This window comes from Mitsuokella sp. oral taxon 131 str. W9106, from assembly GCF_000469545.1.
Lineage (GTDB): Bacteria > Bacillota > Negativicutes > Selenomonadales > Selenomonadaceae > AWVT01.
In genome coordinates, this window is record NZ_KI273057.1 from 123,295 (window position 1) to 143,246 (window position 19,952).

Sequence of the window (19,952 nt, forward strand, 5' to 3'; positions counted from 1 at the left end):
GAAGAGCCTCCCTCACATGAGGGAGGTTCCTCTTTTCGGAGGTGAAAGTCGTGGAAGTAGACATTACACAAAACGTGATGCGGTTTTTTCGATATGGTCTTTTGGGATTCTTTATGCTCGCTGTCCTCGTGGCAGGCGGCATCTACATTTATCAGTACCATCCATCGTATTTGACGGCGGATGCAGAGGTTGCGGGCACAGCAGTGGAGATCAAGGCGCAGTCGGATGGCAAGATCGTGGAGCTTCTTGTCGAAGATGGTTCCGAGGTAGAGGCGGGAACGCCAATCGCAAGGCTTGCGCCGAATGTGACCGAGGATGAGATCGCGCAGCTTGAGCAGACTGCTGCACTGGCGGAACGCAATTTGAAGGAATTGCAGCAGGGACAGAAAGTGACTATTCCGGCAACAGAGGCGTCTGCTGCGGGAACGAATCCTGCAGCGCAGCAGGACCTTGCGAATGCAGCAGCGCGCATGCAGCGCATGAATGAGCTCTTTGAAATGGGTGCAATCAGTGCCGTAAAACGCGATGAAGCGGCAGCGGATTACGATGCGGCACAGGCTGCTGCGAATAGTTCGCCACCTGCTGCATCGTATCAGACGATCACACAGAAGGCGAGTCCTGAAATGCTCAAAAATGCAGAACTTCAGCTTAAACAGGCAAGGGCGGCACTCGAAAGTGCGCAGCAAGCGATGAAAGCGACGGAAATCACAGCGCCGGTTTCAGGCACAGTCTCATATGGCGATCTTGCTGTCGGCTCCTCCGTTCGGGCAGGTGATTCCATCGCAAGCATTCGTGATGTGAACGACGTATGGGTTGCGGCAAGGATCCCTGCACGTGAAAAGGAGATCGTTCATCTCGGGCAGCTCATCGACTACGAGATGGATGGCCATCACGTGCAAGGAACGATTCAGGAAGTCGTCGATGCGCAGCCATCCGATGATGTGGATTCGGATGAGGCACAAATGGTGACGGTCAAAATTTCCGTGCCGAACGACGCGGATTTTTCGATTGTCTCCGGCATGGAAGCAAACGTTCGCTTTCCGATCAGGAAGTAAAGGGTGCTCTTGTTACTTCGCTTATTTTCCGCTATAATCTACTATTAACGGGTGGGAATATATTGCATATCGTATTGATTGAGCCGGAGATTCCCGGTAATACAGGGAATGTAGCACGCCTCTGCGCAGCGACAGGAATCGAGCTGCACCTTGTAAAGCCGCTCGGTTTTTCGACTGACGACAAGCATCTGAAACGTGCGGGGCTAGACTACTGGCATCTCGTCAAAGTGCACTATCACGAAAATTTTGATGCGGTTCTTTCCTGCTATGCCGGGCATGCCTTTCATTACTGTTCGACAAAGGCGCCTCGCTCGCATACGGAAGCACACTATACGGAGACGGATATGCTCGTTTTCGGCAAGGAGTCGGCAGGGATCCCTGAATCTATCCTAAAGGTGCATTGGATGGAATGCATCCGCATTCCAATGATTGCGGAAGCGCGATCGCTGAACCTTTCCAATGCAGTTGCCGTCATCGCGTACGAGGCGATGCGCCAGCTCGGCTTTTCCTCACTTGCTACGTGCGGACCGGGGCTTCGATCGCTCTGATTTCTATAGGAATGGGAATGACGTAAATGGAAACAGCATTTATTGAGGCGTGCCGCTCCTTTATTGAGCCGAATCGCTTTCGGCTCGATGAGCCAATGAAGCTTCATACGACATTTAAGATTGGCGGACCTGCAGACTGCTTGATTTTTCCTGCTTCGATGGAAGAAGTGGAGCGCGTCATGGCACTCGTCAAAAAATACGACTTGCCACTCACGATCCTCGGCAACGGCTCCAATGTCCTCGTACAGGACGGCGGCATTCGTGGTGTCGTCGTGAAGTTCGCGCGTCCGATGGGGGCGATCCGCTGTGAAGGCGCGCGCATCATCGCAGCCTCCGGCGCACTCCTGAAAGACGTTTCGGAGTCTGCTGCCGCAAACGGACTCACGGGGCTTGAATTTGCCTGTGGAATTCCTGGCAGTGTCGGCGGCGCGTTATTTATGAATGCAGGAGCCTACGATGGCGAGATGAAAAACGTAGCGGATCGCGTTCGCACAGTTGATGCGAATGGGACGGTGCACCAATATGAGCGCGCATCGCTCGACCTTGGCTATCGCCATAGTGCCTTTCAGCAAAACGGAGAAGCAATCGTCGAAGTGGAGTTCTTACTGAGAAAGGGTACGGAGCAGGATATTCGCGCGAAGATGGAGGACTTTACGAATCGGCGCGAGTGCAAGCAGCCGCTTGAAATGCCGAGCGCGGGCAGCACGTTCAAACGCCCGGCTGGCTACTTTGCAGGAACGCTCATCGATCAGACGGGACTGAAGGGATTGACTGTCGGCGGCGCACAGGTCTCGACGAAGCACGCGGGGTTCGTCGTCAATATCGGCGGCGCGACGGCAGCCGATATCCGCGATCTCATCAAGGAAGTGCAGAAGCGCGTTTACGCAGCGCATGGCGTCCGGCTTTATCCCGAAGTTCGCATTATCGGCGAACCGTAATACGATATGAGTCAATAGGCCCTTCGGGGTCTTTTTTGTGTTTCGGCAGGATTTTCCACAAATGTTCAGAATATTATAGGCATAAGGAAGAAGCATGTATTGAGGCAAAGGAGGAATCGTCATGAGACTTGAATTCCTGGGTGCAGCGCATACGGTCACAGGCTCCTGTTATCTGCTTGAAACGGGCGATGAACGCTATTTAATTGACTGCGGAATGTTTCAGGGTCCAAAGCGAATCCGCGAACTCAATCACGAGCCATTTTCTTTTGGGCCGTCGGATGTCGCGGGCGTGCTCTTGACACATGCACATATCGACCATTGCGGGCTTATCCCCAAACTCGTTCACGATGGATTCAAAGGGATGGTTTACACGACGAAGGCGACATGCGATCTCGTTGGGATCATGCTTCCGGACTCGGCGCATATTCAGAAGTCCGATGCGGAGATGCTCAATCGCAAGGGGCGGCGCAGTGGAGAAGAGCCTGTGCAGGCTCTCTATACGATCAACGATGCGATGGATGCGCTGAAACACCTTTCCGCCGTTCCTTACAATGCAGAGATCAAACTTTCGGATAACCTGCGCGTCATTTTCCGTGATGCAGGGCATATTTTGGGCTCTGCCATACTGGAACTCTACGTGACAGAGGGAAACAAGCAAACCAAACTCGTCTTCTCAGGGGACTTGGGACAGCCCGATCAGCCGATCCTCAAGGATCCAAGCGTTATTTCCGGCGCGGACTTTGTCGTCGTCGAGTCGACGTACGGCGACCGCATACACCAAATCTACGACAAGGAGACCACGCTGTTAGAGGTCATCGACGATACAATGGATCGTGGTGGCAATCTTATCATTCCTTCGTTTGCCGTGGGACGTACGCAGACACTTCTTTATTACTTCTACCACTTGTGGAAATCGGGACGGCTTGACGGCGATATCCCCATCGTCCTTGACAGCCCGCTCGCGATCAATGCAACGCGTATATTTCTCAAGAACAGTATGGATTTTGACGATGAGGCTCTGACGCTCTTCAGCAAGAGCGGCAAGATTCCGCACTTTCCGCAAGTTCACATCTGTGAGACAGCAGAGGAGTCGCGCGCGCTCAATAGCTCCGAAGGCTCTGCGATCATCCTATCTGCTTCCGGCATGGCAGATGCAGGGCGCATTCTCCATCATTTGAAGCATAATTTGTGGCGTCCCGAGTCGACCGTTCTCTTCGTCGGCTATCAAGCAGCAGGAAGCCTTGGGCGCCGGCTCGTCGATGGCATTAAGCGCGTCCGGATTCTCGGCGAGGAGGTCGCGGTCAAGGCGCAGATCCAGATGCTTGATGGATTCTCTGCACATGCGGACGCGAATCAGATCATGGACTGGCTCTCGACCATTCGGGCTCCGAGGCCTGCTAAAATCTTTATCGTACACGGTGAAGGACAGGCGCAGGAAGCACTGAAAGGGCGTATCCAAAAGGAACTTGGTACAGAAGTCTACATCCCGTTCCGCGGCGATATGGTACGTATCACAGGACGCGCGTCGTCGATCATTCCATCGCATATCCCTGCGGTCTCTATCGAGATGGAGATGGAGGAAATCCTGCGCGATTTCGATGCAGACTATCGTCAGATCCGCCGCAAGGTACTGCAGCTCGTCGTGCGCCAGCCGAAGACGATGGAGCCAGTCATCAAAGCGATGATGAAGGCACGTAACTACTTGAAAAAACTTTTTGCACCGTTTAATATTTAAACTGCTGTCCTGTTGCTTGCCCCACCATGGCAAGGGTTTGCATTTCCCTGAAATCTGTGCTAAACTGTAGCGTATCATGGCGATGAGGAAGAGGAGTAGCTGATGTTTGCGCCTATAGGGAGTCTTGCCTGGACTGGGAGCAGGATGGTGCATAGCGGTGAAGTTCGCTTTGGAGCTTTCGGAGGAAATGCCGAACGTTGGCCGCGTTATAGCCTTTACGAGTAAAAATCAGGGTGGTACCGCGAGCTTGGCCTCGCCCCTCAGCCGTACGTGCGGCAGGGGCGGGGTCTTATTATTTTAGGAGGTTCTGTATGGAAGAGAAGATTGAACAGTTGAAGGCGCAGGCAGTCGAAGCCATTCAAAAGGCGGCAGGCAGCCTCAGCGAACTCGACGATATTCGCGTGAAATTCTTAGGCAAGAAGGGCGAGTTTACCTCGATCCTTCGCGGTATGGGGACACTTGCCAAGGAAGATCGTCCGAAGGTCGGCAAGATCGTCAATGAGGCTAAAGCACAGATCGAGGCGCTCATCCAGCAAAAGAATGAGGAGCTCAAGGCGCGCGATCTCGAAAAGATTCTTTCGACCGAGCGCATCGACGTCACGCTTCCCGGACGTACAGTGCCGTTAGGACATCTTCATCCACTTACGCTTACGCTTGAGCGCATCAAAGATATTTTCTTCCGCATGAGCTTTTCCGTCGAGGAAGGCCCCGAAATCGAGAAAGACTACTACAATTTCGAGGCACTCAATCTGCCAAAGGATCACCCTGCGCGCGATATGCAGGATTCGTTCTATATCACCGAGGATATCCTCATGCGTTCGCAAACATCTCCCGTACAGGCTCGCACTATGGAGAAGAATGAGCCGAATGCGCCGATTCGCATGATTGCACCTGGACGCGTCTACCGCCGTGACGAGTACGATGCGACGCACTCTCCCATGTTTACGCAGGTTGAGGGGCTCGTCATTGACGAGGGCATCAGTTTTGCGGATCTCAAGGGCACGTTGGAACTGTTCCTGCATCAGATTTTCAATGCAGATGTTGGCGTGCGCTTCCGTCCGAGTTTTTTCCCATTCACCGAGCCGTCAGCAGAGGTTGACATCTCCTGCGTCATGTGTCAGGGAAAAGGCTGCCGCGTCTGCAAGGGAACGGGCTGGCTTGAAATCCTCGGTTCCGGCATGGTCCATCCCCACGTTCTCGAAATGAGTGGATACGATCCCCAAAAGGTATCGGGTTTCGCATTCGGCATGGGTGTTGAGCGTATCGCAATGCTTGCTTATGGCATCGATGATCTTCGCTTGTTCTACGACAACGACATGCGTTTTCTGCAACAGTTTTGAGAAAGGGGATATATTATGCAGGTTTCGATTAAGTGGCTCAAGGATTACATTGATTTCGACTGGTCGGCGGAAGAGCTTGCCGATCAATTCACTATGGCAGGTATCCCCGTTGAGAATGTCATTTGCGCAGATGAGGGGCTTGATCAGGTCGTGACTGGGCGTATCGAAGAGATCACGGCACATCCTGACTCGGATCACCTCCAGATCTGTCAGATGAACGTCGGTGAAAAGGAACGCATCCAAATCATCACGGGCGCACGAAATGTTCGGGAAGGGCAGGTTGTTCCCGTCGCGATGGTCGGCGCGCATTTGCCGAGCGGTCTGCACATCAAGAAAGGAAAGCTGCGCGGTCTTGCATCGAACGGCATGCTCTGCTCGGCAAGCGAGCTTCACCTTGATCTCACGAAACTGACGGAAGAGGAAAAGGACGGTATTTACATTCTGCCTGCCGATACGCCAGTAGGCATTCCTGCAAGTGACGTGCTCGGTCTTGGCGACGTCGTGCTTGAGTTTGAAATCACAGCAAATCGTGCGGATTGCTTCAGCGTATTTGGTCTCGTGCGGGAGATTGCTGTTTTGACTGGGAACAAGCCGAAGTGGCCGATGATCGGTTGCAAGGAGGATGCGGGACGAAAGGCAGCCGACATGATGTCTGTCGGCATCGCGGCAAACGACCTCTGCAGCCGGTTCTCCGTCCGGATCGCTTGTGACGTAAAGATCGGTTCCTCGCCGGACTGGATGCAGCAGCGTCTCGAAGGGGCTGGAATTCGTGCGATTAACAATGTTGTCGATATTACGAATTTCGTCATGATTGAGCTCGGTCAACCTATGCACGCCTACGACTACGAGAAAATTGCAGGACATAGTCTCACGGCGCGTCTTGCAAAAGAGGGTGAAAATCTTCATACGCTCGACGGCAGTGAGCACCTAGCAAAGGGGACAGAGCTCGTCATCGCCGATGCCAAGCACCCTGCAGGCCTTGCAGGTGTCATGGGGGGGCTTGAGACGGAAGTTACGGAGCGGACGACGACGGTTGTATTTGAGGCAGCGTGTTTCAATGGTGCGAGCATTCGCCGTACGTCACGCGTATGCGGACTGCATTCTGAGGCATCGGGACGTTTCGAGCGCGGCGTCGACGTCACGCAGACGAAACGTGCACTCGACCGTGCATGCCAGCTTTTGCAGGAGATGGGCGCGTGCACGGTTGCGGAGGGCTATGTTGATGTCTATCCTGAGCCGAAAGATCCCGTCACGATTGATTTTACGGCAGAAGAAATCAACCGTCGGCTTGGCACGCAGATTGAAGGCAGTGAGATGGCGGATACGCTCACGCGCCTTGGCTTTGCTGTCGAAAAAAGGTTGAATGGCACTTGTCGCGCAACCGTTCCATCTTGGCGCAGCGACTGCACTTGTATGGAAGATCTTTCCGAAGAAGTCGCGCGCATCCATGGATTTGATAAGATTGCGAGCACGACGCCATTTGGCCGCATGGTACAAGGCAAGCAGGGGGCTAAACAGAATCTCGTCACAAGAATCAAGCACACGTTGGCGGCACTCGGCATGACCGAAGAGCTTTCGTTCGCTTTCACAAGCAAAGCACTATTTGATAAACTGCTCGTACCACAGGATTCGCCGTTTCGAAAAGCGATTCCTATTTTGAACCCGCTTACGGATGAGGCTCCGCTCGTGCGCACGTGTCTTTTGACATCGATCATGGAGAATGCCGTCCGCAACTTCTCACGCAAGAATCACGATATCTGTCTCTTCGATATCGCACCCGTCTTCTTGCCGGAAGCACTTCCTGTGACGGAACTGCCCGATGAGCGGCTCATGCTCGCGGGGCTTTGGACTGGGAGAAGGAATGAAATCGCTTGGAACCATGATAATGGCATGGTCGATTTCTACGATATGAAAGGTATCGTAGAGGAACTTTTCCGTGCAATCGGCATCCAAAAGTACACGGTCGAGGCAGGCGAGCACTTTGCACTCCATCCCGGTAAGACAGCATTCTTTAAGAAGGGACGCGAGGTGCTTGCAACAGTTGGCGAGCTTCACCCGAAGGCAGCAGAGAACTTCGGGATCAAGCAGAGGGTCTATCTCTTCGAGATGTGTATCGATGTCCTCATGAAGTATACGGGACGGCGTTTCCAATTTGATTCGCTGCCGAAGTATCCCGCTATCACACGCGATCTCGCGCTGCTCGTCGACGTCGATATCGCTGCTTCCGATATCGAACGCGTCATCGCGAAAAACGGCGGGAAGTATTTCAAGGAAGCCACGCTTTTTGACGTCTATATGGGCAAGCAAGTTGCCGACGGAAAGAAGAGCATGGCATTCAGCCTAAAGTTCCAATCGAAGGATAGGACGCTGACGGATGAGGAAGCCGATACGGCATTCCAAAATATCCTCAACGCCGTGCGGAAATATTTCCAAGCAGAACTGCGCGCTTGATGGAGGTGTCGTATGAATAACACGACCGAAATGAAGAAGCTGTCGAAGCGGATCGTAGTGGAGATCTTCGGCGATACGTATCCGCTGAAGACGGACGACCCGGAACACCTAGAGAAAATTGCTGCGGATGTCGATGCGCTCATGAAGCAGACGGCGCGTCGGGTCAATAGCTTTGACGGCACGAAAATAGCCGTTCTTTCCGCTCTGCAGCTTGCGGAAGAGTACCAGCAGCTCAAAAAGGATTACGATGATCTAGTCGAACTTCTAAATGAAAAATAAGCTTTACATCGCATGGTGTTCCGTGCTATACTACGTAAGAATTTTATGCTATCCTTGACTCAGATTCGCGAAGGACTCCGACGCATTCTTGGTCGATGGAGCTTGAAGTGTTATGTTATTAGGAGGAGACATCAAATGCTGACACAGGAAGCAAAACAGGAAATCATGAAGAAGTACGCCGTCCATGAGGGCGACACGGGGTCGCCTGAGGTGCAGATTGCCGTTTTGACGGCTCGTATTCAGTACCTTACAGAGCATCTTAAGGCGCACAAGAAGGATCATCATTCCCGTCGCGGTCTCTTGAAGATGGTCGGTCACCGCCGTCGTCTGCTTTCGTATCTATACAAGACGGACATTGAGCGTTACCGTACGATCATCGCGAAGCTCGGCATTCGTTCTACGGTTGAGCACTAATTGAAGCAATAAAGCAATAACACGGCTTGCTTGATGCGAGTCGTGTTTTTTATTGGGCGGGAAGATTGCGGTGGAGAGGAAAAAAAGATTTTGCGGCGAATAATAAATAGGATAGCGATAGGAGTCAAGAAGATGGGAGCATGAGGTATGAACAGCTTTGAGATGGAGCTTGGCGGGCGCAAGCTCGTCGTGGAAAACGGGAAGATGGCGAAGCAGGCGAACGGTGCAGTGCTCGTACGCCATGGCGATACAGTCGTGCTCGTCACGGCGACGACATCAGCGGAGCCGCGCGAAGGAGTGGACTTTTTCCCGCTGACGGTTGATTACGAGGAGAAGATGTATGCGGCGGGCAAGATACCGGGTGGCTTCATCAAACGTGAAGGACGCCCGTCAAGCGATGCGGTTCTTTGCGCACGCCTCATTGATCGTCCCATTCGTCCGCTGTTTCCAAAAGGCTACCGTAATGACGTGCAGGTCGTCGCGACGGTACTCTCCGTCGATCAGGACAATGCGCCAGAAATCGCAGCGATGATCGGCGCGTCGTGCGCACTGACCCTATCGGATATTCCGTTCATGGGTCCGATTGCAGGCGTGCGCATCGGACGCATCGATGGCGGATTCGTCGTCAACCCAACCGAAGCGCAGCGTGAAGTATCGACGCTCAATTTAACAGTGGCAGGTTCGCATGATGCCGTGATGATGGTCGAGGCGGGCGCGAATGAACTGCCAGAAGAGGTCATCCTCGATGCGATCCTCTTTGGGCACAAGGAAATTCAGCGCATTGTCGAGTTCCAACGGGATATGCAGAGGACATGTGGAAAGAAAAAGCGAAAAGTCAAACTCTTCACAGTATCGGAGGAGCTTGAAGAAGCGATTCGCACATACGCGAAAGATCGACTCGATGAGGCGGTACGCAATCCCGATAAACTTGATCGCGATGCACATATCGCGGAAGTCTCGGCGGACGCGATGGAGCATTTCCTTGGGATTTATCCGGAGCAGGATAAAGAAATCGCCATGGCGATTCACGATCTCGAAAAGGCTGTTGTGCGCCACATGATCACGCATGAGAAGATTCGTCCCGATGGGCGCGGCGTCGAAGAGGTGCGCCCCGTCTCCTGCGAGGTCGGGCTTTTGCCGCGCGCGCATGGTTCGGGGCTGTTTACGCGCGGGCAGACGCAGGTGCTCACGGCCACGACGCTCGGCGCACTTGGAGATGAGCAGGTCATTGATGGGCTGGGACCAGAGACGACGAAGCATTACATCCATCATTACAATTTTCCTGGTTATAGTGTCGGCGAGGCACGTCCGATTCGCAGTCCGGGACGCCGCGAAATCGGTCACGGTGCACTCGCGGAACGCGCGCTCGTTCCCGTCATTCCGAAGATCGAAGATTTCCCGTACACGATTCGTCTTGTCTCTGAGATTCTGGAGTCGAATGGATCAAGCTCGATGGGGTCAGTCTGCGGCAGCACGCTCTCGCTGATGAATGCTGGTGTGCCAATCAAGCGCCCCGTTTCGGGCGTCGCGATGGGACTCGTCAAAGAAGGCGACGCCTACACGATTTTGACGGATATTCAAGGCATGGAAGATGCACTCGGTGACATGGATTTTAAGGTCGCGGGTACGTCGGAAGGCGTAACCGCAATCCAAATGGACATCAAGGTCGATGGATTGAGCCGCGACATTCTTTACGCAGCACTTCAGCAGGCGAAACGTGGCCGCGCGTTTATCCTCGAAAAGATGCTCGCCTGCATCGATAAGCCGGCAGCAGAACTTTCACCGTATGCGCCGCGCGTCGAGACCATCAAGATCAAGATTGACAAGATCCGCGATGTCATCGGAACGGGCGGCAAGGTTGTCAAGGGCATCATCGATGAGACGGGCGTTCAGATCGATATTCACGAGGACGGCAACATCTTCATCACGTCGAATGATGCGAAGGGGATGCGCAAGGCGAAGAAGATGATCGAGGATATCGTTCGCGAGATCGAAGTCGGTGAAGTGTTCATGGGTCGCGTAACGCGCCTTTTGAAGTTTGGTGCATTTGTTGAGCTGCTTCCAGGCAAGGAAGGGCTCTGCCACATCTCGCAGCTCGCACGAAATCGTGTTGAAAAAGTCGAAGACGTCGTGCAGGTCGGCGATCAGCTTCAAGTCAAGGTTATCGAGATTGATGAAAAAGGTCGTATCAACGTCAGCCACAAGGTCATGATCTAAAGAAAAAAGGAAAAGAGTCGTGGAGAAGGCAAATCTTTCACGGCTTTTTTTCATTAGGAAGAGGATTTTACGAGGAATGATACATCTTGTTGAGCGGATTTTCCTTGAACATATTGCCTTGCTCGATGTAGCGATGTACCATTTTTTCAGATTTATGTCGTGTCTGACGCATGATGGAGAGTGCATCTACATCATGCTGCGCTGCGCTCGTGGCGAAGCCGCGACGCAGGCTATGCCCAGCAAACGATTCTTCGTTGAGTCCCGCGAGCTTTGCATACTTCTTGACGACGAGCGCGACGGATTTGTCGTTGAGCTGGCTGTTTCGGAGCGTATGTGTCTTGGTGAAAGGACGGAAGAGAGGCCCTGCCTTGAGGGAGGTGGCATGGATCCAGCCTTCTACCGCACGGACGGCACAGATTTCCTCGTCAGGGGCATAGGGGATTGCGATCGTTGTGCCATGTCCGAGCTGGTCGCCCTTGGAGTGCGCGATGAAGATTGCCATGCCTTCGTGTGAAAAGGAAAGGTCTTCCAGTTTGACGCGCACTAGCTCGGAACGGCGGAATGCACCAGCAAAGCCAAGAAAGATCAATGCCTTGTCGCGCTTTGATACGATATCATCACCGAAGCAGTCGGCGAGCAGGTAGAGGGTTTCCATGAGAATCGGCGCTTTGCCGCGCTGAAAGGTGCCTTTTTCGCGGCGAATCGATGCCATTGCCGCACGTACCATGCCGTCTTTTGCTGGATTTCGTTCACTTGGGAATCCCGCGGCAATATGGTTTTCCGAGATGGCGGTCACGCGTCGTGCAACGGTATTTGCTTTCGCATTGTCGGCGAGGTCATTGATGTAGTTGACGATTGTCTCGGGCGCGGCGGGCAGCGCGGTCTCTCCTTGGTAAGCGCACCAATCCGAAAAGTCACTCCAGTCCGAGGCGTAGGCACGCAGTGTGTTGTCTGCCTTCGATTTGCGCAGGCGGCGCTTCGCCTTTTCCGTGAGGCGGCTATTCGCATCGGTTTGAATGTTTTTTATCAGCATGAAATCGGATTTTGCATTCATGGCTTGCATTTCTCCCATACTATTTGATGGATTCATTATAAGGCAGGTCGCCCCATTTGCAAAGCGGAAAATCGAAACGAAGGTTTTGGCGGATTGTCAATCATGTGTTACACTGAGCCAGATCCCTTCCAAGAGTTGCAAACGTAGAATTTGTATGATAGAATGTTTGCCGTGAATGGCGATGAAGAAGAGGAGTACGTCATTAGGATGTTTTAGAGAGAAGGCGTTTGGTGCAAGTCTTCGCATTCTGTGATGGAAGGTCGCTTTGGAGCTGCTATGCCCTCAAAACGGCGTAGCCGTCGACGACGTTACCGTGAGAGTCTTGGATTTTTCCGGGAGAAGATTGGTGGTACCACGAAAGCGTACGCTTTCGTCCTTTTGGACGAAAGCGTTTTTGTGTTTGTTTTAGGAGGGAAAAATGTCAGAACGAGAAAAATGCCAACATAATGTTCCGAAAGTCTACGATCCGCAGTCGTTTGAAAAGAAATGGTATACTTACTGGGAAGACAATAAACTGTTTCATGCAGAAGTTGCAAAAGACAAGAAACCGTACAGTATGGTCATTCCACCGCCCAATGTCACGGGACAGCTTCACATGGGACACGCCCTTGACAATACGCTGCAAGATATTTTGATCCGATACCATCGTATGAAAGGCGATAATGCACTTTGGATTCCGGGCTGTGACCATGCGGGAATCGCAACGCAGGCAAAGGTCGAGAGGGCACTGCTCGAGGAGGGAACGAATCGCTACGAACTTGGGCGCAAAAAATTTTTGGAGCGCGTTTGGAATTGGAAGGAACAATTTGGCAGCCGTATTATGAGCCAGCTTCGTTCACTTGGATCGTCGCTTGATTGGGATCGAGAGCGCTTTACTATGGATGCAGGATGCTCAAAAGCGGTGCGCGAAGTGTTCGTCCGTCTTTATGAAAAAGGACTCATCTACCAAGGACGTCGCATTACGAATTGGTGTCCATCATGCAATACGGCTATTTCCGACATCGAGGTTGAACATGAGACGGAAACTGGCCATCTTTGGCATCTGCGCTATCAAGTTGAAGGCGAAGACCGTTATGTGGAAATTGCAACGACGCGTCCAGAGACGATGTTTGGCGATACTGGCGTCGCCGTGCATCCCGATGATGCTCGCTATATGGACTTGGTAGGAAAGACGCTGATACTCCCCATAGTAAATCGCCGAATTCCACTCTTCGCTGATGATTACGTTGACAAGTCGTTCGGTACGGGTGCCGTAAAGGTCACGCCTGCACACGACCCAAATGACTTTGAGATGGGGCTTCGCCATCATCTTGAAGAAATCAAGGTCATAGAAAACGATGGCACGATGGGCGAGGGTGCGGGAAAATACAAAGGAATGGAGCGCTACGAATGCCGCAAGGCTCTCGTCGCGGAACTCGAATCGCTTGGCGTTCTCGTATCGGTCGAAGATCACGAGCATGCTGTCGGACATTGCTCACGCTGCCATTCGACGATTGAACCGCTCGTTTCAAAGCAGTGGTTCGTTAAAATGGAAAGCCTTGCAAAGCCGGCTATTGCGGCAGTCGAAGACGGACGAATACAATTCGTCCCTGCACGATTTACGAAAACGTACACGAATTGGCTTGAAAATATTCGTGATTGGTGCATCTCGCGTCAGCTTTGGTGGGGGCATCGTATCCCTGCATGGTATTGCGATGATTGTGGAAAGACATCGGTTTCACGAACCGATCTCACTGCATGTCCGCATTGTGGAAGCAAGAACATCCATCAGGATGAGGATGTTCTTGATACGTGGTTCAGTTCGGGGTTATGGCCATTTGAGACACTTGGCTGGCCGGAGCAGACGGAAGAACTCAAGTATTTCTATCCAACGGCGACGCTTGTAACAGGCTACGATATCATCTTCTTCTGGGTCGCACGTATGGTTATGATGGGCTTGGCGTTTGGAAAGGACGTGCCGTTCCGTAAGGTGTTTATTCATGGTCTTGTGCGCGACAGCCAAGGACGCAAGATGAGCAAATCGCTCGGCAATGGCATTGATCCCGTCGAAGTTATCGAGAAGTACGGTGCGGATACGCTTCGCTTCATGTTGATTACGGGAAACACGCCCGGTAATGATATGCGTTTTTATTGGGAACGTGTTGAATCGGCACGCAACTTTGCCAATAAGATTTGGAATGCATCTCGATATATGTTGATGAATTTCGAAGGATTTGATCTTAATTTTATTCCAGAGGAGAACGATTATACGCTTGCAGATCGATGGGTTCTCTCTCGTTATGCACATACAGCACAGGCTGTTACGGAAAGCCTCGACCATTTCGAGCTTGGCGAAGCAGGACGCATGATTTATGAATTTATTTGGAATGAGTTCTGTGACTGGTACATTGAGCTTACGAAGGCGCGTCTATACGATAAGGGAAGGGAGCGTGCTCGTCATACGGCGCTCTATGTACTTTCGTACGTATTGGAGCATACGCTTCGTCTTTTGCATCCGTTTATGCCGTTCTTGACCGAGGAAATTTGGCAGAAAATACCGCGCAGGGCGAAAGAAAAGAGCATTATGGTCACGGCGTGGCCGAGTAATATGGAACGGCATCTCGATGATGCGGCGGAGACGCAGATGACCGCCATTATGGAGACAATCAAAACGGTTCGAAATCTCCGTGCGGAAGTCGGTGCACAACCTGGGCATAAAAGCGAAGTGATGCTGCATTTTGCCGATACTGAACTAGAACCCGTTTTTTCAAAGAATGAGGGGTATTTGCATGCACTCGCTGCAGCAGAGCCCATGACGATCCTATCGACGAAAAATCAGAAGCCAGAAAACGCTCTTGCAGGCGTTGCAGACGGAATCGAAATATACCTTCCGCTCAAGGGACTTATCGATGTGGAGAAAGAAACGGCACGTTTGGAAAAAGAAAAGAGAAAACTCGCAAAGGAAATACAACGCCTTTCAGGAAAACTGGGCAATGAGGGGTTTTTAAAGAAAGCTCCCGCTGCCGTTGTCGAAAATGAACGCGAGAAACTGTCGAGCTATGAAGAGAAGCTTCGTATGATCGAAGCACGCATTACAGAGCTTGCAAAACTTTGATAGGAGCAGTGGCAGATGGATTACGAGGAAGCCATTTCGTATCTCGAAGGACTAAAGATCTTCGGGGTTCGATTGGGACTCACACGGATTACGGAACTTCTCATTCGTCTTGATGTGCCGCAGGAAAAATATCGCACCATTCATGTGACAGGGACGAATGGGAAAGGCTCGGTTTCTTCTATGCTTGCAGGGATCCTGTCACATGCAGGAATTCATACAGGGCTTTACAGTTCCCCGCATCTTGTGTCCTATACAGAGCGGATACAGGTAGATGGAAAGCCAATCGAGGAGAAGGAATTCGCCGCTGGGATTGCCGTGATCAAACGGCATGCGGAATGCATGGTGTTGGATGGGTTTGAGTGTCCGACACAGTTCGAAGTCCTGACGGCACTTGCATTTTACTGCTTTGCACGCTGCCACGTCGAGTACGCCGTAATTGAAGTTGGGCTCGGTGGAACGCTTGATTCGACGAATGTCATTACGCCTACGATTTCCGTCATCACAAATGTCACGTTCGAGCATGCGGATCGTCTTGGCGGAACGATCGAAAGCATTGCGGAAAACAAAGCCGGCATCATCAAAGAGGGCGTTCCGGTCATTACGGCAGCAGAAGGCGTCCCTCTGCATGTAATTCGTCGTGCGGCACGCGATCGGCATGCGAAGCTTTTTATTTACGGAGAGGATTTTCGTACGAAGCTTACGTCGTATGGTCCATACGGGCAAATACTGTCCTTTTCGGCGCCGTCATTCGGACAAGCGGATTTTTCGTATCGTCTGCACCTGCTCGGTATCCATCAGGCAAAGAACAGTGCCGTTGCGATCATGACGATCCTGCTGCTTAGCGAGCGCAGAGTCCCCGTGTCAGTCGAGTCTATGCAAGAAGCATTTCCACACGTCAGATGGCCGGCACGGTTTGAGCACATTCCGTTGGGAGATCAAGAAATTATCGTGGATGGTGCCCATAATCCTGCTGGAACAGACGCCTTGCGCATGAGCTTGGATATGATTTTTCCGACAATGCCTCGGATTTTTTTGCTCGGTATTCTGCGTGATAAGGATATCGATTCGATGCTCGATAGACTGCTTCGTAAAGAAGATGAGGTTGTCGTGACGATGCCAAATTCAGAGCGCGCTGATACGGCAGAGGATTTGGCTAGGCGCGTGCGAAAACGGTGCACATGCATTGAAGTCGAGAAAGAGGAAGAAAAAGCGCTCAGTTTGGCACTCGCACATGCAAGAGGGAAGCTTCTCGTGATGGCTGGGTCACTCTATCTTGTCGGAGGACTTCGGCAAAGATTGTTGGAGCGGAGGCAATGAACGCATGAAAAAAGATGATATTCTAAAGCAGCGGAAAGTGATTGCACACGACCGATGGAAAAAGCGCACACGCGATTTTGCCTTTTTTTCATTGCTTGCAGAAGTCTTTTTCCTTGCGCTTTCCCCTCCGGCAGCAACCGTCTTTATGCTGATTTCTGCATTCGCGACGCTTGTACGGTTTCGCGTAGATGAGACGTTTTCATTTCGACATCTGCCATTTGATGTTCCAGCGGTTCTCTTTATCTTCCTCGCTGGAATTTCTGTTTTCGTCTCGCCGGATCGCGGGTTTAGTTTCTACAATTACTATAATCTGGTAGGGGCTTACGCGGTGACGTATTTTATTGTCGGACAAAATGTTCGATCTACAGCGGATCTGCGAAGTGTCCTTGTTGCGGGTGCCTTCTCAGCCATGATTGTCGTGATTTACGGCTATTATCAATTCGCTTTCGGCATCGACATCACGTCGATGCGCTGGGTAGATGGAAATGCATTTCCTGAATTGCGGAAACGAATATTCTCGACCTGGGAAAACCCAAATATATTAGCCGGTTATCTCGATATCTGCATTTGTCTTGCGTTTGGACTTTTCGTGCATGGCGGAACGAAGGCAAAACGAGTCTTGCTTGGCGTTGCCCTGCTTGCATTCGTGCTCTGTCTTTGTATGACGTATGCACGCGGTGCGCTGCTCGTCATGACAGGGATCTTAGCGGGATACGGGATCCTGCGTGACTGGCGCGTGCTTGTCATTTGTCTTCTGATAGGCGGCGTCCTGCTTGCAGTCGATCCCCTCCTTTATGAGCGACTGGCTTCTGTTTTTACCAAGGTTGATACATCGACTGAAATGCGTTTTGCCTTTTGGGAGAGCACACTGCAGATGATACAGGACCATCCGTTTTTAGGGATTGGTTGGGGGGCTTATTATATGGTTTACCCCGCCTATGATTTTTACATGGGAGGTGCGGATATCCGCATCGTCCACGCGCATAACATTTACCTGAACTATATGGCAGAGATCGGGATTCCGGGCGCAGCAGCGTTCTTTTGGTTCTTTTTCGGCACAATGATTATGGCGCTGCGTTTCATCTTTCGCGCACCGAAGCTGACGGTGTCGGAGATGACGCCGTTTTCTTATACGGAAACAGCTGCAGATGCGGAATTACAACGTGTTGAGCTTACGGTGAAACAAAAAGAAGAGCGAGGTCTCTCTTGGTCGAAAGACATTCAGAGCTGGGAAGACTATCGTCTTTTGGGTGGAGTTTCCCTTGGACTTGGGCTTGCATTCGTTTCGGTTGCGTTAAACGGAGTGACCGATGATCTCTTGTTCAATATTCCTTCTTCGATGTTTCTTTGGCTGATGGCAGCACTTGTCGCGAGCCTTTTCTACATCTATCACGAAATATATGCGGATCGGGAGAAGACTGTGCAGCCATCTGACGACACACCAATGCAGACCGAAACAAAGCAAAATAAATCTGCAGAGGAGGAACAGGAAGAAAAGCAGGAAGCGAACGAAATCCAGACGATGGATGAATCTACTGCTGTGGAATTGAAAGCGAATGAAAAAGGAAAAGGGATTCTGGCAGGGGGCGAATTGAAAGACAAAAGGGAAGTGAAAAGCAAAACGGAAACGAAAGAGAAAGAGAAACAGATATCGGAGGAGATGAATCAACGTGAAAGAACAGAGCAGCATCTCAAAGGCGACCATTGATCGGCTGCCCCTCTATTTTCGTACTTTGCGCATGGTACAGGACGAAGGCTTAGACATTATTTCTTCCGAGGAATTAGGCAGGCGCCTCGGTATTACACCAGAACAAATCCGAAAGGATCTAGCATCCTTCGGGCAATTCGGAAAGAAGGGCGTCGGCTACTACGTCAATGAACTCAAGCGTAACGTCGGAACGATTCTAGGGCTTGACAACCATTGGAATATAGCTGTCATTGGAATCGGACACCTCGGCGCGGCGCTGGCAAACTATCAAAATTTCGTTTCGTTAGGGTTTAATCTCGTCGCGCTTTTTGACCAAGATCCTACCGTGATTGGTTCGACCGTAAATCATGTAAAGGTTGAGGATGTACGCAACTTACAGAAGATCGTTGCTTCGCGTCATATACACATTGGTATTATCGCAGTTCCAGCTGCCTTTGCACAAGAGGTTGCGGATACGCTAGTCAAAGCAGGCATTAAAGGAATTTGGAATTTCGCACCCATCAAAATGAAGGTTCCAGAGACGATGCATATTGTCAATGAGGATTTGTCAATTGGTCTTAGTAGTTTGTCGTATCATATAACTCGAAAGTAAGATGTTCTTCGATTTTTTAAAAGAGTATCTATACGAATCGTTCAAACAGGTGTATCCTTTAAACAGGGAGATACTTCATGGAAAGAAAAAAGGTCGTCGTTGCAATGAGCGGCGGTGTTGACAGCTCACTGACTGCTGCATTGCTGAAGGAGCGGGGCTTTGATGTCATCGGCATCACGATGCGGCTCGCAGACGAAAGCCGCGATTCGTGCGACTCAGATCGCAGTTGCTGCAGCCTGTCGAGTGTAGAGGATGCACGCCGCGTGGCAGCCGTAATCGACATACCGCACTACGTTATAAACTTCAAGGATATGTTTAAGAAATATGTCATTGATTATTTCCTTGCAGATTATGCGGCAGGACGTACACCAAATCCTTGCATTGCATGCAATCGCTACGTGAAATTTGAGGGTTTGTTGAAAAAAGCAATGGAATTTGGCGCGGAATATGTAGCGACAGGACATTACGCACGCATTGACCGAGATGATACGGGACGATATCGACTTCGCAAAGGTCTTGATGGAAAAAAGGATCAGTCTTATGCGCTTTATTATTTGAACCAATTCTCATTATCACATTTTTTAATGCCGCTGGGCGATTATACGAAGGAAGAAACGCGCAAACTGGCCGAGCAGTGCAATCTGCCCGTTGCACATAAGCCGGACAGTCAGGAGATATGCTTTGTTCCGCATGATGATTACCGCGCGTATCTTAGGGCGTACAATCCGGCGTGCCTGCACTCTGGCGATATCGTGGATCAACAAGGTATGGTACTTGGTCAGCATGAAGGTATTCCGTTCTATACGATTGGGCAACGAAAAGGGCTTGGCTTAGCGATGCCTGAACCGCTCTACGTGACGGATCTTGATATGGTGCATAATCGTGTTGTCGTGGGAAGCGGAGACGATGTTTTTGCAAAAGAGCTCGTGGCAAGCGATTTAAATTGGATCGCGATCGATTCACTCGAAAAACCTATTGACGTGATGGCTAAAATTCGTTACGGTAAACGAGAGGCACCTGCTACTGTTCATCGCTATGGAGAGCGTTGTGTGCGAGTGTTGTTTCGGGAAGCGCAACGTGCCATTACACCGGGACAATCCATCGTATTTTATCAAGGGGATTCTGTTCTTGGCGGTGGAGTCATTGAGCAGGCAGAACAGAAAACGCATTTATGAATCAAGTTTTTTACGGAAAAGCAGGGGGATGCTGC

The 19,952-nt window shown here is 51.2% G+C and carries 15 protein-coding genes and 1 other annotated feature; of the genes, 14 read left to right on the top strand and 1 reads right to left on the bottom strand.

The window, feature by feature from the left end; genetic code table 11:
* Positions 1–50 precede the first annotated feature (50 nt).
* The 9 genes from HMPREF1985_RS03810 to HMPREF1985_RS03850 all read left to right on the top strand — a co-directional run bounded on the left by HMPREF1985_RS03810 (position 51) and on the right by HMPREF1985_RS03850 (position 10,977).
* Positions 51–1,055, top strand: coding sequence for an HlyD family secretion protein (locus HMPREF1985_RS03810; protein WP_040637063.1), 1,005 nt, complete (start codon positions 51–53; stop codon positions 1,053–1,055).
* Positions 1,056–1,117: 62 nt separating this feature from the next.
* Positions 1,118–1,603 carry a tRNA (cytidine(34)-2'-O)-methyltransferase gene (locus HMPREF1985_RS03815; RefSeq protein WP_040636987.1) on the top strand — a complete coding sequence of 162 codons (486 nt, stop codon included), beginning with the start codon at positions 1,118–1,120 and terminating at the stop codon, positions 1,601–1,603.
* Positions 1,604–1,629: 26 nt separating this feature from the next.
* Positions 1,630–2,541, top strand: coding sequence for a UDP-N-acetylmuramate dehydrogenase (gene murB, locus HMPREF1985_RS03820; protein WP_021771152.1), 912 nt, complete (start codon positions 1,630–1,632; stop codon positions 2,539–2,541).
* Between the two features lie 121 nt (positions 2,542–2,662).
* On the top strand, positions 2,663–4,276 hold the full coding sequence (locus HMPREF1985_RS03825) for an MBL fold metallo-hydrolase RNA specificity domain-containing protein (protein ID WP_021771153.1): 1,614 nt from the start codon (positions 2,663–2,665) through the stop codon (positions 4,274–4,276).
* A 311-nt stretch (positions 4,277–4,587) separates the two neighbouring features.
* On the top strand, positions 4,588–5,616 hold the full coding sequence (gene pheS, locus HMPREF1985_RS03830) for a phenylalanine--tRNA ligase subunit alpha (RefSeq protein ID WP_021771154.1): 1,029 nt from the start codon (positions 4,588–4,590) through the stop codon (positions 5,614–5,616).
* Positions 5,617–5,631: 15 nt separating this feature from the next.
* The gene (gene pheT, locus HMPREF1985_RS03835) at positions 5,632–8,067 is read left to right on the top strand and encodes a phenylalanine--tRNA ligase subunit beta (RefSeq protein ID WP_021771155.1); all 2,436 of its coding nucleotides are present in this window, start codon (positions 5,632–5,634) and stop codon (positions 8,065–8,067) included.
* 12 nt (positions 8,068–8,079) lie between these two features.
* Positions 8,080–8,346, top strand: a complete 267-nt coding sequence (locus tag HMPREF1985_RS03840; protein ID WP_021771156.1) for a cell division protein ZapA — start codon at positions 8,080–8,082, stop codon at positions 8,344–8,346.
* Between the two features lie 135 nt (positions 8,347–8,481).
* Positions 8,482–8,760 (top strand): 30S ribosomal protein S15, encoded by a 279-nt coding sequence (rpsO, locus tag HMPREF1985_RS03845; protein ID WP_040636990.1) that lies wholly within the window; start codon positions 8,482–8,484, stop codon positions 8,758–8,760.
* Positions 8,761–8,907: 147 nt separating this feature from the next.
* Positions 8,908–10,977 (top strand): polyribonucleotide nucleotidyltransferase, encoded by a 2,070-nt coding sequence (locus HMPREF1985_RS03850; RefSeq protein ID WP_021771158.1) that lies wholly within the window; start codon positions 8,908–8,910, stop codon positions 10,975–10,977.
* A gap of 67 nt (positions 10,978–11,044) precedes the next feature.
* Here HMPREF1985_RS03850 and HMPREF1985_RS03855 read toward each other — a convergent pair whose 3' ends face one another.
* Entirely contained in the window at positions 11,045–12,031 is a 987-nt protein-coding gene (locus HMPREF1985_RS03855; protein ID WP_040636992.1) for a site-specific integrase, read from the bottom strand.
* Positions 12,032–12,203: 172 nt separating this feature from the next.
* Positions 12,204–12,412, top strand: a binding site (T-box leader).
* Positions 12,413–12,449: 37 nt separating this feature from the next.
* Between HMPREF1985_RS03855 and HMPREF1985_RS03860 the strand changes: the two genes are divergently transcribed.
* The 5 genes from HMPREF1985_RS03860 to mnmA all read left to right on the top strand — a co-directional run bounded on the left by HMPREF1985_RS03860 (position 12,450) and on the right by mnmA (position 19,917).
* Positions 12,450–15,125 carry a valine--tRNA ligase gene (locus HMPREF1985_RS03860; protein WP_021771160.1) on the top strand — a complete coding sequence of 892 codons (2,676 nt, stop codon included), beginning with the start codon at positions 12,450–12,452 and terminating at the stop codon, positions 15,123–15,125.
* 15 nt (positions 15,126–15,140) lie between these two features.
* Complete coding sequence (locus HMPREF1985_RS03865; protein WP_021771161.1) at positions 15,141–16,442, top strand: bifunctional folylpolyglutamate synthase/dihydrofolate synthase; 1,302 nt, start codon at positions 15,141–15,143, stop codon at positions 16,440–16,442.
* Positions 16,443–16,446: 4 nt separating this feature from the next.
* Complete coding sequence (locus tag HMPREF1985_RS03870) at positions 16,447–18,150, top strand: O-antigen ligase family protein (RefSeq protein WP_021771162.1); 1,704 nt, start codon at positions 16,447–16,449, stop codon at positions 18,148–18,150.
* A complete protein-coding gene (locus HMPREF1985_RS03875) occupies positions 18,113–18,742 on the top strand; it encodes a redox-sensing transcriptional repressor Rex (RefSeq protein WP_040636994.1) in 630 nt (209 codons plus the stop codon). Before HMPREF1985_RS03870 ends, HMPREF1985_RS03875 begins: the two co-directional genes overlap by 38 nt.
* A 77-nt stretch (positions 18,743–18,819) precedes the next feature.
* The gene (mnmA, locus tag HMPREF1985_RS03880) at positions 18,820–19,917 is read left to right on the top strand and encodes a tRNA 2-thiouridine(34) synthase MnmA (RefSeq protein ID WP_021771164.1); all 1,098 of its coding nucleotides are present in this window, start codon (positions 18,820–18,822) and stop codon (positions 19,915–19,917) included.
* Positions 19,918–19,952 lie beyond the last annotated feature (35 nt).